Source organism: Faecalibacillus sp. MSK20_93 (assembly GCF_020589945.1).
In the GTDB taxonomy this organism is placed as follows: Bacteria; Bacillota_I; Bacilli_A; order Erysipelotrichales; family Coprobacillaceae; genus Faecalibacillus; species Faecalibacillus intestinalis.
The window spans coordinates 1-305 of the sequence record NZ_JAJDKA010000183.1; the positions used below are offsets into that span (position 1 = coordinate 1).

1 pseudogene is annotated in these 305 nt (G+C 32.5%); it reads right to left on the minus strand.

From position 1 onward, the window contains the following. A pseudogene (locus LJD34_RS16295) lies at positions 1-305 on the minus strand (hypothetical protein); the annotation flags it as partial.

Consider the following 305-nt stretch of genomic DNA (forward strand, 5'->3'; position numbering starts at 1 on the left):
CTGGACAGTAGCTTACAGCAGGACATTTGATTCCAAGATCAACACCCATGACATTATTATTTGAAGAAGCAGCATCTTCTTTTGCATTATAGACAATCTGTGCTACTAGATCATGTCCTTTTACAACAATACGCATTGTTCCTAATTTACTGGATGAAAAAATTGATTTCTGTCTTTTGGATATTTTTGTTTTGACTGATATACGTTTTGACTTACCATTGATCATCACTGGAAAGCTTATACAGTCATCATTGATCCTAAAATTTTGATTGTTGATATAACAACACATTTTTTTCAAAACAGGA